The 15157-nt window shown below is 71.3% G+C and carries 11 protein-coding genes; 2 read left to right on the top strand and 9 right to left on the bottom strand.

Translation table 11 applies throughout. The features are described from left to right. From I5071_RS44570 to I5071_RS44555, 4 genes are all read right to left on the bottom strand, one after another. Entirely contained in the window at window positions 1-3528 is a 3528-nt protein-coding gene (locus I5071_RS44570) for a serine/threonine-protein kinase PknK (RefSeq protein ID WP_236519519.1), read from the bottom strand. Between the two features lie 64 nt (window positions 3529-3592). Next, complete coding sequence (locus I5071_RS44565) at window positions 3593-4954, bottom strand: M20/M25/M40 family metallo-hydrolase (RefSeq protein ID WP_236519518.1); 1362 nt, start codon at window positions 4952-4954, stop codon at window positions 3593-3595. 41 nt (window positions 4955-4995) lie between these two features. Then, the gene (locus I5071_RS44560; RefSeq protein WP_236519517.1) at window positions 4996-5781 is read right to left on the bottom strand and encodes an MBL fold metallo-hydrolase; all 786 of its coding nucleotides are present in this window, start codon (window positions 5779-5781) and stop codon (window positions 4996-4998) included. 89 nt (window positions 5782-5870) lie between these two features. Then, on the bottom strand, window positions 5871-6839 hold the full coding sequence (locus I5071_RS44555) for a LysR substrate-binding domain-containing protein (RefSeq protein WP_236519516.1): 969 nt from the start codon (window positions 6837-6839) through the stop codon (window positions 5871-5873). A gap of 49 nt (window positions 6840-6888) precedes the next feature. On the opposite strand from I5071_RS44555, the gene I5071_RS44550 reads away from it, so the two are divergent. Beyond that, window positions 6889-7800 carry an alpha/beta hydrolase gene (locus I5071_RS44550; RefSeq protein ID WP_236519515.1) on the top strand — a complete coding sequence of 304 codons (912 nt, stop codon included), beginning with the start codon at window positions 6889-6891 and terminating at the stop codon, window positions 7798-7800. On the opposite strand, the gene I5071_RS44545 is transcribed toward I5071_RS44550, so the two are convergent. The 4 genes from I5071_RS44545 to I5071_RS44530 all read right to left on the bottom strand — a co-directional run bounded on the left by I5071_RS44545 (window position 7784) and on the right by I5071_RS44530 (window position 12092). Further along, on the bottom strand, window positions 7784-8893 hold the full coding sequence (locus I5071_RS44545; protein WP_236519514.1) for a hypothetical protein: 1110 nt from the start codon (window positions 8891-8893) through the stop codon (window positions 7784-7786). The genes I5071_RS44550 and I5071_RS44545 overlap by 17 nt on opposite strands. Window positions 8894-8973: 80 nt before the next feature. Further along, window positions 8974-9561 (bottom strand): glutaredoxin family protein, encoded by a 588-nt coding sequence (locus I5071_RS44540; protein ID WP_236519513.1) that lies wholly within the window; start codon window positions 9559-9561, stop codon window positions 8974-8976. Between the two features lie 77 nt (window positions 9562-9638). Next, window positions 9639-11084, bottom strand: coding sequence for a bifunctional UDP-N-acetylglucosamine diphosphorylase/glucosamine-1-phosphate N-acetyltransferase GlmU (gene glmU / locus I5071_RS44535; RefSeq protein ID WP_268921198.1), 1446 nt, complete (start codon window positions 11082-11084; stop codon window positions 9639-9641). Between the two features lie 90 nt (window positions 11085-11174). Then, on the bottom strand, window positions 11175-12092 hold the full coding sequence (locus I5071_RS44530; RefSeq protein WP_419249697.1) for an oxidoreductase: 918 nt from the start codon (window positions 12090-12092) through the stop codon (window positions 11175-11177). Window positions 12093-12194: 102 nt separating this feature from the next. Here I5071_RS44530 and I5071_RS44525 point away from each other — a divergent pair, with 102 nt between their 5' ends. Beyond that, a complete protein-coding gene (locus tag I5071_RS44525; protein ID WP_329611121.1) occupies window positions 12195-13172 on the top strand; it encodes a LysR family transcriptional regulator in 978 nt (325 codons plus the stop codon). A gap of 7 nt (window positions 13173-13179) precedes the next feature. On the opposite strand, the gene I5071_RS44520 is transcribed toward I5071_RS44525, so the two are convergent. Continuing rightward, the gene (locus tag I5071_RS44520) at window positions 13180-15093 is read right to left on the bottom strand and encodes a DUF4397 domain-containing protein (protein WP_236519510.1); all 1914 of its coding nucleotides are present in this window, start codon (window positions 15091-15093) and stop codon (window positions 13180-13182) included. Window positions 15094-15157: the final 64 nt, after the last annotated feature.

Below are 15157 nucleotides of genomic sequence, written 5' to 3'. Positions count from 1 at the left end.
TCACTCGACTGCGCGCTGCGCTGCCGCCGCGCGCGCGTCGTCGCCCAGTGCGGCCCACTGCGCGTGCGCGAGCGCGAAGGACTGGCGCGCGCGCGTCAGGTCGTGGGCATCGAGCCAGAGGCGGCCTGCGAGCTCGGCCGCGCTCGCGATGTCGGGATCGATCATCGACGTCTCCGCGAGCAGCGGCTCCGCCGCCTCGCGGTGGCGATCGAAGAGCGCGCCGTCGCGGCTGCCCGCCGCGCACGGGAGGAGCAGCGCGTGCGTGTATCCGAGGTAGCCCCGCTGGCGTCCCTTCTCGAGCTGGGCGAGCGCGCCCTCGAGCTCGCGGCGCGCGCCCTCCAGATCACGCCGCGTGATCAGGACGAGCCCGAGGTTCATGCGGCCGATGAACGTCGCCTTCGATCCGATCGTGCCCTGGATGCGCAGCACCTCGCGGTAGCCGCGCTCCGCGCTCTCGAGATCGCCCTCGTAGCGCGCGACCTCGGCGAGGCCGTTCACCGAGTGCGCGAGATTTCCTTGATTTCCGAGGCGTTCGAACACGTCGCGCGACTGCGCGTAGTACGACTTCGCCTCGCTCCAGCGCTGCGCCGCGCGGTGCAGGTTGCCCAAGCCCAGCAGACAGGAGCCGCGACCCGATGCGTCCTCGAGCACCTCGAAGAGGGCGAGCGCGCGCTCGTAGAGCTCCATCGCGCGATCGACCGTGCCCTGCTGGCGCGCGACCACCGCCATCGCGAGCAGCGTGCGGGCGCGACCCACCGAGTCGTCGAGACGATCGAACAAGCCGAGCGCGGTGCGGTTGCGGCTCATCGCGAGCGCGAGATCGCCCTTCTGTCGCGCGCACACCGCGAGCATCGCGATCGCCTCGGCGCGCGCGGGCACGTCGGCGGCGCGCGTCGCGAGATCGAGCGTCTGCTGCGCGACTCGCTCGCACGACTCGAAGTCCCAGTGCAGGCGGTGCGCGTCGGCGCGCACCATCGCGCCGCGCAGCGCGCGCGTATCGGTCGTGGGGATCGACAGCGTCGCGAGGGTGCGCTCGTAGTCGTCGAGCAGGCCGAACGCGGCATCGAGATCGGAGGTCGCGAGGCGCGCCCGCACCGCGCGCAGCAGCGGATCGAGCGCGGTCTCGAGATCCCCCGCGCCGAGGCGATGGAACGCGAGGCGCTCGGCGGCGCCCGGCGCGTCGGGCGTCTGCTCGAGCATCGCCGCGCACGCGCGGTGGAGCGTGACCAGGCGATCGGTCTCGCGTGCCGCGCGCACCAGGCTCTCGCGCAAGAGGCCGTGCGCGAACGACCAGCCGCTCTCGCCGGGCACGATCATGCGATGGAGGATCAGCGGCTCGAGCAGGTCCGCAGGGAACTCGAGGCCGAGCACCGCGCAGGCGCGCGCGAACTCGTCGGCGTCGACGTCGTTGCCGAGCACCGCGGCGAGCTCGACCAGCGCGCGCGCGTGCGGCGATCGGCTCGAGAGCACCTGATCGATGCGGCCGATCCACAACGCGTGCATGTCGTCGGGCACCGCCATGCGCGCGCCCTGACGCAGCACGAACCCGCGCTCACCCACCGCGAGCAGGCCGCGATCGATCCAGTCGCCGACGATCTGCAGCGCGAAGAGCGGATGTCCCGCGACGCGCGCCTCGAGCTGTCGCGCGAGCTCCGACGAGAGGCCGAGCGCGTCCTCGGCGAGCATCCGCACGTCGGAGCGCGGCAGCGGTCCGATCCACGAGGTGCGGGTGCGCGGCATCGCCTCGATCGCCGCGAGCGATGCACGCTCGCGCGGTCGCGCGTCGAGCTCTTCGTCGCGCACGGTGAGCACGAAGAGCACCGGGAGATCGGGCGCGCTCTCGAGCACGTGGCGTGCGAGGGCGAGCGAGGCCTCGCCCCACTGCGCGTCGTCGAGCCATACGATCAGCGGGCGCTCGCGGGTCATGCGCGCGAAGAGGCGCGTGAGCAGCACGTGCCTCTCGCCGGGCGTGGTCGGCGCGATCGAGAAGCGCGCGTTCTCGCCGCCTTCTCCGAGAAGGATGCCGCCGAGCGCGCGCCACTCGTACGCATCGTCGACGCCGTCCTCGCGCAGCTGCTCCTCGATGCGCGCGAGCGCGCGCTCCGCGTCGAGCGAGCCACACCGGAAGTGTCGCTCGATGAGGCGCGCGAGGCCCTGACGTCGATCCGGCACTGCCTGGTGCGACGTGACCAGCGTCTCCGCGGCGCCGACCTCGTGCGCGCGCTCGACGAGCCATTGCGCGAGACGGCTCTTGCCGCAGCCTGCGCTTCCGCGCAGCACCACCGCGCGCGGTGCGCGCTCGAGCCGCACGTTGCGCAGCGCCTCCCAGAGCGCGTCGCGCTCGCTCGTGCGATCGACCATCGGCACGGTGCGCAGCGACCACAGGCCGAGCCCTGCGCCGACGAGGCGCATCGACGTGGGCTGTGCATCCGCACCGCGACCCCAGTGCCCGGGCTGCGGCGGGATCGTCTCGTCGTCTCCTTCGACCGCGAGCTCGAGCAGCGGCTTCTCGCTCGATGCCGGCTCGATGCGGATCGACGCCGACTGCGGCACGCCGGGCATCGAGGGCAGCGTGTCCCAGAACGCCGCGGGCTCGATCGAGCGCGGCGCGACGCTCGGCGGGGGATCGCTCGTCGTCTCGTCGAAGCGCAGCGACGAGAGCGCCCACGCCGCATCGGCCGCACAGCGGAAGCGATCGCGGGTGCGCTTGGCGCAGAGCTTCGCGAGCCACGCCTCGAGCCCTGCCGGCACCGCGATGCGCGGGCGCAGCGGAGGCAGCGGCTGCTCGAGGTGCTGATAGAAGATCGCGAGCACGTTCGAGCCGGTGAACGGCAGCTCGCCGCAGACCAGCTCCCACGTCAGGATCCCGAGCGCGTAGAGATCGGTCCACGCGCCGTAGTCGCGGAACCGACCGAACACCTGCTCGGGCGCCATGTAGAACGGCGTGCCCGAGGGCGTCTCGGTGAGGCCCGACATCTCGCCCTCCGACGACGCGCAGCTCTCTTCTTCGCGCGGCTGCGCGCGCGCGATCCCGAAGTCGCTGAGGCGCACCGCGCGATCGAAGGGGCCCTCGTCGGCGAGCAGCACGTTGCCGGGCTTGAGATCGCGATGGACGATGCCGAGCGCGTGCGCGTGCGAGAGCGCATCGAGCAGCGCGAGCAGGAGGCCGCGCAGCTCACGCCACGAGAGCGGCCTCTTGAGATCGTCGAGCGAGCCGCGCGAGGCCCACTCCATGACGAGATAAGGGCTGCCCGCGACGAGCGCGCCGCCCGACGCGCGACCGGCCTCGGCGGGGATCGCGCCGTACTCGAACACCATCGCGATGCGCGGGTGCGAGAGGCGCGCGGCGGCCTGCACCTCGCGGCGGAACTCGTCGTAGTAACGAGCGTCCTGCATCGCCTCGCCGGTCATCACCTTCACGGCGACCGGGACGCCCTGCGCACGGTGGACGCCGCGCCAGATCTCACCCATGCCGCCCTGCGCGACGCGGCCGTGCAGCTCGAAGGGGCCGAGCGGGATCGTGTGCATGAGCCCGCCGACGATACGCCACCGATGGGCGATGCGCAGCGTGCTCGCGCACGCCGCGTGGCGATCAGCTGCGCGCGCAGAAGTCGCGCACGAGCTCGTAGAGCACTCGCATGCCCCACGCGAATCCTTCGATCGGAATCCGCTCGTCGTGCCCGTGGTACATCTTCGTGAACTCGAGCTCGGGCCCGAGGCGCACCGGCGAGAAGCCGTAACAGATCGCGCCGAGCCGCGCGTACGCGAACGAGTCGGTGAAGCCCGGGATCATGTAGGGGACGGGCACGCCGCCGGGGTCGTGCACCGCGAGCGTCGACTCGATCGCGCGATAGAGCGGGGTGTCCGTCGTGAACTCCACTCCGTCGTGCTGCTCGTGCACCGTGACGCGCAGCCCGGGGCCGATCACGCGCTGGACCTCGTCGAGGAACTGGCGCTCGGTCATGCCCGGGAGCACGCGCCCGTCGACGTGCGCGCTCGCGTGAGACGGGATGACGTTCACCTTGTTGCCCGCCTCGAGGATCGTGGGCGACGCGGTGTTGCGCAGCATCGCGTTCAGGCCCTTCGCGCGGTCGGGCTCGATGCGCTGCACGATCTCGAGCAGCGTGCCCGCGAGGCGCGGATTGAGCAGCAGGGGCAGCACCTTCGACTGCGGGAACGGCGCGCCCTTCGCGATGGTGCGCAGGAAATTCTCGACGACCGGCGACGTGTGCTGGGGCAGTCGTGAGTCGCCGAGCGCGGCGATCGCGCGCGCGATGCGCACCACGGCGTTGCCGGGGTGCGGCATCGATCCGTGACCGGGCTCGCCGTCGGCCGTGATCTCGAACCAGCAGATGCCCTTCTCGGCGACCTGGATCGGATAGTAACGAGCCGCGCCCATGTGCAGCGTGTGACCGCCGACCTCGTTGAGGACGTACTCGCTCTGCACGAGCTCGCGGTGCTTCTCGACGAGGAACACCGCGCCCTTGTTCGAGCCCGACTCCTCGTCCGCGACGCCCGCGAAGATGATGTCGCGATCGAGCGCGACCCTCGCGCGCTTGAGCAGCACGAGGGTCATGGCGCTCATCGTCACCATGTTCTTCATGTCGATCGCGCCGCGGCCCCAGATGCAGCCGTCGGCCTCGACCGCGCCGAAGGGATCGTGCGTCCACTTGTGGCGATCGACGCCGACGACGTCGAGGTGCCCGTTGAGCAGCAGCGGGCCCTTCCCGCTCGGCGTCTTCGCGCGGAGGCGCGCGACGATCGACGCGCGCGTCGGCTCGCTCTCGACGATCGTGTGCTCGATGCCCTCGGCCTCGAAGAGCCGAGCGAGATAGTCCGCCGCGGGTCGCTCGTTGCCCGGCGGGTTCACCGTCGGAATGCGGAGCAGGGCCTTGAAGTGCTCGATCGCCTCGGCGGTGATCGCGGTCCAGTCGAGCGGCGGGTTGGGGCTCATTGCGGGCGCAACGATAGGCCAGCGCTCCGCGCGATGAAAGGTCAGCCGGCGAACGGATCGACGCTGAGCTCCATCAGGAAGAGGAGATCGTCGGTCGGCAGGTGCCGCTTCATGTCCGCGACCACCGCGGCGCGTCGCTGATCGCGCGGCTCGTCACGATGGCGAGCGACGGACTCCGCGAACACCTCGACGTATCGGCGCTGCGCGGCGATCAGCGCGCGATCGCCGGGCTCGCCGTGACCGACGTAGAGCAGCGCGTCGCGCGGGAGCTCGCGCTCGAGACGATCGAGCGCCGCGAGCCACTGCGACGCGAACCCGTCGGCGAGGTACGCGTGCATCCGCGCGTACACGAGATCTCCGACGAACCACTCGCGCTCCGAGATCCGGTAGAGGCTGTCGGCGGGGGACTCGGCGGGCCCGACGTCGATCACGTCGAAGGGCACGCCCGCGACGCGCAGCGTGGTGCCCGGCGCGACGTCGGCATCGGGGAACACACGCCTCGCCGGCCACTCGTCCTTCATCATCGGCCCGACGATCGCGTTCTTCACGGCGTCGTCGCGCTCGATCGCGGCGCGCACCGCGGGCGTCGCGTGGATCGGCACCGCGCGATCGCCGAGGATCGTCGCGAGCCCCGCGTAGTGATCGGGGTGCGCGTGGGTGACGATCGCGGCCTGGAGAGGCTTGCCGATCGCGGTGATCGCGTCGCGCACGCGCTGCGCGTCCGACACCGTCAACATGCCGTCGACGAGCACCACGCCGGCGTCGGACTCGACCAGATAGGCATTCACGGGCATCACGCGCCCTTCGACCCGGTGCACCTTCGTCATCGCTCGACCTCCATGCGCGGCACGATGCGCATGCGAGCTCGAGGTGCCCAATCCGACGATCGGATGCACCGATTCGCGCGATCGATGGATCAGGAAACGCGCTGGGCGGCGGCGACGAAGTGCGCGCGGAGCCAGCGCAGCGCGACATCGGAATCCGCGCCCGCGCGCCGCGCCATCTGCACCGCGAAGGGCGGGATCTCGATCGGAGGCGCGACGACGCGCAACGCATGCGCGCGCGCCGCGAGCTCGGCGATCCGGCGCGGCACGGTGCAGATCATGTCGGTGCGCGCGATCAGCGCGGGCGCGACGAGGAAGCTCGGGACGCGCACCGCGACGCGGCGTCGCAACGACTGTTTCGCGAGCGCGAAGTCGACGACCCCCGGCCCGTAGTCGGGCGCGCTCACGAGCACGTGATCGAGCTCGAGGAAGCGCTCGAGCGTGAGCGCCTTGCCGACCCGCGGATGGCCCTTGCGCACGATGCACGCGAACGACTCCTGGAAGAGCTCTTCGCACACGAGCCCGGGCGCGACGCGCAGGAACACGCCGACCGCGACGTCGAGCTCGCCGCGCTCGAGCTCGTGCGCCGGTGCTTCGCCGCGATGCGCGTGCATCTCGAGCTCGACGAGCGGCGCCTCGTCGCGGATGCGCGCGAGCAGCTCGGGGATCAGCACGGCGCCGCAGTGATCGTTGGTCGCGACGCGGAAGGTGCGCTGGGCGCGGGCGGGGACGAACGCGCGATGTCCGAGCAGCGTCGACTCGATCTCGCCGAGCAGGCGGCGCACTTGGGGCGCGAGGCGCTCGGCGAGCGCGGTGTGGCGCATCACGCGTCCTTCTCGCGCGAGGATCGGGTCGCCGAGCAGCTCGCGCAGGCGCGAGAGCGCGTGGCTCATCGCGGGCTGACTGAGCCCGATGCGCCGCCCGGCCGTCGTCACGCTGCGCTCGCGCAGGAGCGCGTCGAGCGCGACGAGCAGGTTGAGATCGAGCGACGACAGGCGCGGCGACGTGGACATCCGCGCGACTATCGCACTCGCGTGCATCACGCGTGCGAATGGATCCATTCGCACGTTCGATTCGCGCGCGTCCGGCGGGCGTCATCATGCTCGGGCCATGCGCACCGAACGTGTCGTGTTCGACGTCGGATCCGATTCCGTCGTCGGCCTCTTGTGCTTGCCGGATCGCAGTGGCCCGCACCCGGCGGTCGTGATCGACGGGCCGATGACGTCGATCAAGGAGCAAGCCTCGGGAAACTACGCGCGCGCCCTCGCTGCGCGCGGCTTCGTCGCGCTCGCGCTCGATCACCGGTACTTCGGAGAGAGCGGCGGGCAGCCCCGGCAGTACGAGTCACCGCCGAAGAAGATCGAGGACATGCACCGCGCGCTCGACGTCCTCGCGATGCGTCCCGAGGTCGACGCCGCGCGGCTCGCGGTCGTCGGGGTGTGCGCGGGCGCGGGGTACGCCGCGTCGGTCGCCGCGCGCGATGCACGGGTGAAGGCGTTCGGCGCGGTCGCGGGGTTCTTCCACGACGCGGCGCAGCAGCGCGCGTGGATGGGCGAGGGCTACGATCGCGCGCTCGACGAGGCAGAGACGGCGCGACGTCGGTTCGAGGCGACCGGCGAGTCGATCACGATCCCGGCGGTCGGGCGCGAAGGTCCGGTCGCGATGCCGCTCGCCGAGGCGTTCGAGTACTACGGCACGCCGCGCGGCGCGGTGCCCGGCTACGTCAACGCGTTCGCGGTGATGTCGCGCGCCGACACCCTCCCCTACGACGCGATGTCGGCGGCCCCGCAGATCCGCGTGCCGACGCTGCTCGTGCACTCGAAGCGCGCGCTCGCGCCGGCGCTCGCGGAGAAATTCGCGGCTGCGCTCGGAGGCCCCGCGAAGCTCGAGTGGGTCGAGTCGCAGGGACAGATCGACTTCTACGACGACCCCGCGCGCATCGAGCCCGCGTGTGATCGGCTCGCCGCGTACTTCGCGGCGATGAGTCCGCGAGCCAGCGACGACGTCAGCGATTGCAGGTGAGCGAGCGGTAGAGGAGGCCCGTGCTGCCGTCCGCTCTCTCACCGATCCACAGCTGGCCGCCCGCGCTCTCGCCCGGCGCGATCACGACGCGGTGCTCGGAGCCGGGCACGAGAGGCGGGTCGAACACGCGAACCTGCCCGCTGTGCAGCGGGACAGCGACGAACGAGCCATCGCGCAGCGAGAAGAGCGCCTCGGTCTCGTTGGTCGCGAGATCGTACGCCGCGCTGAGCGCGCCATCGATCTGCGCGATCGGCTCGCGCTCGATCGCTCCGTCGCGCACTCGCACACGTTCGAGCGCCCAGAGCTCGTGATGGCGCTCGTAGAGCAAGATGGCGCCACCGAGCAGACGATCGGGCACGATGCGCGCCCAGGCCGTGTTCCGCGCAGGGAGCACCGCGCGGAGCTCTGCGCCCTCGCGCGTGACGACGCGAACCTCGAGCTCGCCCTCTCGCCCTACGACGGCCACCGCATGACCTTCGCGATCGAGCGTCGCGGAGACGATGTCGCCACGCGACACCTCGCGCATCGTGCCGTCGTCGATGCGCAGGATCGAGACCACGCTCGACACCCCTTCGGAGACCGGCCAGGTCCGCACCACGACGTGCTCGAGGTCGATCGACTCGATCCCGCAGTCGAACGTGGCGGGAACGATCGCGAGGGTGCGCTCGACGTCGAAGCTCGGCGTCAGCAGACGCAGCTCGCACGACATCGCATCCCCGCGGACCGCTTCGAGCCATCCGCCGTGTCTCGGAACGAGACCACCACGATGCCGAGCGGGCACCTCGATCTCGCGCTGCAGCGCGGGCGTCGCGCGCGGGAGGAGGAGGAACGCGCGATCGACGGACGCGTCGTCGGGATCGTGCCCGATGATCGCGACGCGATCGAGCTCGGTGCTCACCGCCGCAGGCCGGGTCCCCGCGAGCTCCCTCGCGGGGAGCTCGATCGTCTCACCCGGGAACCAACGGCACGGAAAGCTCCGGAACGGCGCGGCATCCGCGGCGTCGGCGCCCGCATCACCCGGCACGTCGAGCCCGCTGCGCGCACCACAGCCGAGCACCACGATCAACGCGAGCGCGAGCCAGTAACGACGCATTTCGATGGGCGAGCCTAACGCAGAGGACCATGCACGCGGTGCATGTGCTCTCCGCGATCATGCACACGGTGCATGCTCGATCACATGTGGCGGCGCGCCGCGTCGTCGATCGCGGCCTCGAGCGCGCTCGGGCTCAGCCCCACGAACACGCGCCCCTCGACGTCGATCGTCGGGATCGAGCCGCGCGGGTTGAGCGCCCGCATGCGCGCTCTCGCGCGCTCGTCGGCCTCGATGTCGTGCTCGACGTAGCTGACGCCCTCGAGCTGATCGAGGAACGCGCGCGCCCGGCGACACGCGCCACACCACGACGTCGAGTACATGACGATCGACACCCGCCGTCGCGCCGCCGCGAGCGCATGTCGATCGAGCGGCGGAGTGGCCTCGATCACGCGCGGCTCGCGCGGCCGCGTGATCGCCGCGGGCTCGGGTCGTCGCGGCGGCGGGCTCGGAGCGGGAGGGGGCGGCGCAGCCACGACGGGAACCACCGGCTGGGCCTCCTCCGGCTCGCGCGCGATCACCGAAGCGAGCTGGGCATCGGTCGCGTCGGCGCCCGGCCACGTGACGAACGCGAGGATCGCCATCACCGCGACCATCACGATCCCCGCGAGCGCGCGCCCCCACGAGGTCTCGCGCTCCGGCTCCGGAGGCGCGACCGAGCGGCGGCACACGATGCAACTGCCGGACGGGCTCAACGCGATGTCGTGCGTTGGGCAGCGCCCGTGGAAGGTGCGCTCGGTCTCCAAGGTCACTTCTTCTGCTTCTCGGCCTTCTCGGCGTCGGCCGAGCTCTTCAGCTTCGCCTTGAGGCGCGACGCGTAGCCGAGCTTGTTCTCCTGCTTCGCGCGGCCCACCGCGAGCGCGTCGTCGGGCACGTCCTTCGTCACTGTGGTCCCGGTCGCCACGTACGCGCCCTTGCCCACGCGCACCGGCGCCACGAGGTGCGAGTCGCTGCCGATGAACGCGCCGTCCTCGAGGATCGTCGTGCTCTTCCGGAAGCCGTCGTAGTTGCAGAAGATCGTGCCCGCGCCGACGTTCACCTTCTCGCCGACCAGGCCGTCGCCGAGGTACGCGAGGTGGTTCGCCTTGCTGCCGCGGCCCATGCGCGTCTTCTTCAGCTCGACGAAGTTGCCGATGTGCACGTCGGGCCCGAGCTCGCTGTCGGGGCGAAGGTGCGAGAACGGACCGACCTGCGCGGCCTCGCCGATCTTCGACTGCGACGCGACGGTGTACGGCTTCAAATTGGCACCGGGTGCCACTTCCACGTCCTCGAGCACGCAGCCGACGTCGATGCGCGCGCCCGCGCCGATCTTCGTCTTGCCGCGCAGCGTGACGTTCGCCTCGAGCACCGCGTCGGGCTCGACCACCACGTCGGCGCCGACGTAGAGGGTCGCGGCATCGCGGATCGTCACGCCGCTCTCGCCGAGGCGGCGCGCGATGCGGCGCCGCATCACCGCCTCGACCTCGCTGAGCTGGAAGCGATCGTTGACGCCCTGCACGCTCTCCGCGCTCCAGCGGATGCCGGTCGCTCCGCCCTGCGCGCCCGCCATCGCGACGACGTCGGTGAGGTAGAGCTCCTTCTGCGCGTTCGCGGGCGTCAGCTTCGCGAGCGAGGCGCGGAGGAACGACGCATCGACGCAGTACACGCCGGCGTTCCACTCCTTGATCGCGCGCTCTTCGGGCGATGCATCCTTGTGCTCGCGGATGCCGACGACGTGGCCCGTCGCGTCGCGGAGGATCCGGCCGTAGCCGGTGGGATCGTCGAGCACGCTCGTCAGCAGCGCGACCGGGCCCGCACCGCTCGCACGACGCGCAGCGAGCAGCGCGTCGATCGCGCCCTTCTCGAGCAGCGGCACGTCGCCGCAGAGGATCGCGACGTCGCCCTCGAAGTCCGCGAGCGGCTCCATCCCGCACATCACCGCGTGACCGGTTCCGCGCTGCTCGGACTGCACCGCGATCTCGACCTCGCTGCCGAAGCGCGCGCGGAGATCGGCCTCGACCGCCTCGCGACCGTGCCCGACGACGACGACGACGCGACGCGCGCCCGAGGCGAGCGCGCTGCGCACCACCCACGCGACCATCGGGAGGCCGCACACGGAGTGCAGCACCTTGGGCAGCGAGCTCTTCATGCGCGTGCCCTGCCCAGCGGCGAGCACGACGGCGGCGAGGGGACGATCCGCAGCGATGTTGGTCATTTCGACGGAACGGAGCCTAGCCCCCGCTCTGGTCGCCGCAAAGCGCAGGCTGCGCCCCGGGTTCTCGCCCGCCCTTCGCTCCGACGGGATCTAGGCGTCGAACGCGAGCCCGCTGAGCTGTTCGGAGACGCGCCACAGACGTTGGGCGACCGCCGTGTCCGCCGCTTGTTGCGGGATCTTCGCCAAGGCCGGATGGCCCCGCGTCTCGCTCATCGCATGCGGGCCGTAGTAGGCACCGCCGACCGCCGCGGGCGAGGTCGCGGCATAGAGCGTCGGAAGCGCGCCTCGCGACGCCGGCTGGAACAGGAACCACAAGAGCGTCCGCGTCAGTCCGACTGCGCTCCACTTCCCGGGAGCGTTGTGCAGGAGCTGCGTGCGAGAGATGCCGGGATGCGCCGCGATGCTGGCGACGCCCCACTGGCCGGCGTCGCTGCGCCGCTGCAGCTCGAGCGCGAACATCAGGCACGCCAGCTTCGACTGGCCATACGCGCGCATCGGTACGTAGCTCTGCTTCTCCTGCAGGTCGGCGAAGTTGATCTTGCCGTCTCGGCTCGCGACGCTGGAGAGGGTCACCACCCGCGCGCTCGTGCTCTTTCGAAGAAGCGGCATGAGCTGCGCCGTGAGCGCGAAGTGGCCGAGATAGTTCGTGCCGAACTGGAGCTCGAGACCATCCGACGTCTCCTGCCGCCTCGGCGGGACCATCACGGCCGCATTGTTGATCAGCAGATCGAGGCTGCTCTTCTGACTCTTCAGGCGAGCCGCGAAGCTCGACACCGACTCGAGGCTGGCGAGGTCCAGCTCTTCGAACCGCACCGTCGCCGAAGGCAGCTCGGCGCGAATTCGCGCCACCGCTTCCGCGCCCTTCTCGGGGCTGCGCCCCGCGATGATCACGTCCGCCCCTGCCCGCGCGAGCTCCAACGCATCTTCGTATCCGAGCCCGCCGGTGCCGGTGACGACCGCCGAGCGGCCCTTCTGTGCGGGAATGTCCGAGATCGTCCAGTTCGTCATGTCGGCTCCGAGGTTCGTCTCGATTTCCAGAACAATGTTCGCCGGCGCGTTCGGCGCGCGCAGGACCGAACGCGCATGGTTGGCGCCCATCCGGTGAGGCGCATGCCTCGATGTAGCGAGCCTCGGGCGCTGGATAAAGAGGCCGAAGCCCGACACACTGTCTCGCGAGACCAGACAATGAGCGTCGACATCGAGTCGGTCAGGGTGTTCGTGCGCGTCGCGGAGCTGCGGAGCTTCACCCAAGCCGCTCGTCAGCTCGGGATGCCGAAGGCTCGGGCGTCGGCTCACGTGCAGAAGCTCGAGGCCGCGCTCGGCACGCAGCTCCTCCAGCGCTCCACGCGCATCGTGCGGCCGACGCCGGAAGGAGAGCAGCTCCTGAAACGCGCGCGCGGCTTCCTCGTCGAGGCCGACGAGATCGCGGCGCTGTTCCAGGCAGAGCGTGGCCTACGTGGACGAGTCCGCGTCGAGCTGCCCAACTTGATCGCTCGCGAGCTCGTGATCCCGCGGATCCCGGAGCTCCTCGAGCGCCACCCCCAGCTCGAGCTGGAGATCAGGGCGACCGGGCGCGCCGCCACCGCGCTGCGCGAGGGCTTGGACATCGTGCTGCGCGTCGGCAACGCGGACGAGCCGGGGCTCGTCGGTCGTCGTATCGGCGAGGCGCAGATGATGAATCTCGCGAGCCCGTCGTACCTGCGCCGGCACGGGACACCGCGCTGCGTGGACGACCTGCGCGATCACCTCGTCGTGCACTACGCGTCCGACGCGGCGCCGGTCTTCGAGTACTTCGACGGCGAGACGTACAAGGAGCTTCCCATGCGGAGCGTGCTCACCGTGGACAGCACCGAGGCCTACGTCGCAGCGTGCGTCGCCGGGCTGGGCATCGTGCAGGTGCCGCGTCCAGGTCAGGACCGGACCGCCGACCTGCTCGTCGAGATCATGCCGGAGCTCACGGCGCGCCCGCTGCCCATCGCGTTGCTGCACACGCATGGACGCTCGGTGCCCCGTCGCGTACGCGCCGTCATGACCTGGCTGACGGAGCTCCTGACGCCCCTCGTCGGGAAGCTGCTGAAGTCTCGATAGAAGACCGTCAGCGCGCCGGCACGACCACCACGCTGCTGCGCAGCTGCACGAGGACTCCGACGCTCCCGCTCGCCTCCTGGAAGACGTACGCGCGCGCATACGTGCCGGGCGTGAGCAGCGGCAGATCGAAGATCGCCTGCACGTCTCCGTCGGCCTCCGCGTCGAAGCCGATGGTGTACGTGCCCGCGGGGAGATCGACCGGCGCCTCGGTCTCGCCGAAGCCGAAGTCGTCGACGAGCTGGGTGCCGAACGTCGTGCCTCCGCCGAGCAGCTCGTACACGTCGCCGCGCGTCACCCCGGGCGCGACGTGGGTGATCGGCACGCGGATGCTCGACGACGAGAGGCCCGCCGCGTCGTCCTCGAGCGCGACCACGTCGATCGATGCGAGGTCGTCGTACACGACGACGGTGTACGCGCGCTCGGGCAGCACCCGAACGCTGGTGTCGAGCAATCGCGTGTCGGATCCGGTCGCGGTGACCGCGACCGAGAGCGCGCCGCTGGGGACCGAGATCACGCTCGACTGGGCCTTGAACGCGAGGTTCGTGACCGCCGCGGTGGCGCTGCCCGCATAGACGTCGATGCTGGGCGCGTCGCGCGAGAGGTGCAGCACGCGCACGTCGGACTGCGAGGGATCGACGCGCGAGGTCGTCGCGCCCTCGAGCTGCGCGAGGACGAACGCATCGCCCTCGGCGTCCTGCGCGAGATAGAGGTTCGCGAGCGCACCGCCGTCGAGCTCGGGCAGCGTGAAGTAGAGGTCGGGCGTCGCGTCGTCGTCGCGATCGATGCCGAGCGTGTACGCGCCGTACGGGAGATCGAAGGGCTCGGCCGCGTCGCCGAAATCGACGTCGCTCAAGAGGCTCTCGGTGTCTCCGTCCGCGGCGACCGCGTAGACGTCGATCGGGCCCAGATCCGGCGCGGCGTGGATCGCACGAACGCGCACGTCGATCGGCGAGAGCCCCGCGGTGTCGTCCTCGAAGACCACCGCGTCGAGGCTCGCGGCGCGTCCCAGCGCCACGGCGGTGTACGTGCGGCCCTGCTCCAGCTGGAGCGGCACGCCGAGCAACGACATGGCGCTCGTGCCGTCGGTCGTGAGGTCGAGCGTCGTCTCGCCGCCAGCGAGATCGGCGTAGTCGGTGCTCGCGCCGAACGCGATCGACGTGAGCGCTTCGTCGCCGACGAGCGGCGTGATCGACGGCACGTCCGGGCCGAGGTGCACGACGCGGAGGCGCTGCCGGAGCGCGTCGACGCGCACCGTCTCTTCGAGCCCCTGCACGAGCAGGAAGGGCGTGCCCTCGGCGTCGACCGCGGTGAAGACGTTGACCACCTCGCCGGCGGGGAGCGCGTCGAGCGCGAAGAGCCGATCGGGCATCGCGTCGTCGTCGAGGTCGATCCCCACGACGAGCGCGCCCGCGGTGATGTCGACGGGATCGGACGCGCCGCCGTAGCGCAGGTTCTCGGCGAGCGGCTCGGGCGCTCCGGCGTCGGGAACGACGTAGAGGTCGACCGTCCCGACACCCTCGGCGGCGTGGATCACGCGCACGCGCGCATCGCCGCTCGCGAGCCCCGACGCATCGTCCTCGACGACGCTCGCCTGCACGCGCGCGAGCGCGCCGAACGCGACCGCGGTGTAGCGTCCGCCGTCCTCGATGCGCGCGTCGCTCACCGTGACCACGGCGCCATCGGCGCCGTCGCCCGCCGGCGCGATCTGGATGTCGCGATCGCCCGGCGTGACGTGGACCGCGTCGCTTCCTCCGCCGAACGCGAGGCCGGACACGAGGGGCCCTTCCCCGTCGACGAAGACATCGATCCGAGGCGCGTCCGCGCTGAGGTGCACGACGCGCAGCGCGGTCTCCGGCGAGTCGTCGCCGCAGGCCGCGAGCACCAGCGAGCTCGCGCAAGCGAGCCATCTCCAAGCACGCATGGTCATCTCCTCTCGCGGGGCGAGCACGTCATCCGGCGAGCGCTCGATCGCGCGGGAGCACGCA

Source organism: Sandaracinus amylolyticus, from assembly GCF_021631985.1.
GTDB classification, from domain to species: Bacteria; Myxococcota_A; Polyangia; order Polyangiales; family Sandaracinaceae; genus Sandaracinus; species Sandaracinus amylolyticus_A.
The sequence above is the reverse complement of the archived record's forward strand: the minus strand, read 5'-3'. Positions and strand labels throughout refer to the sequence as shown.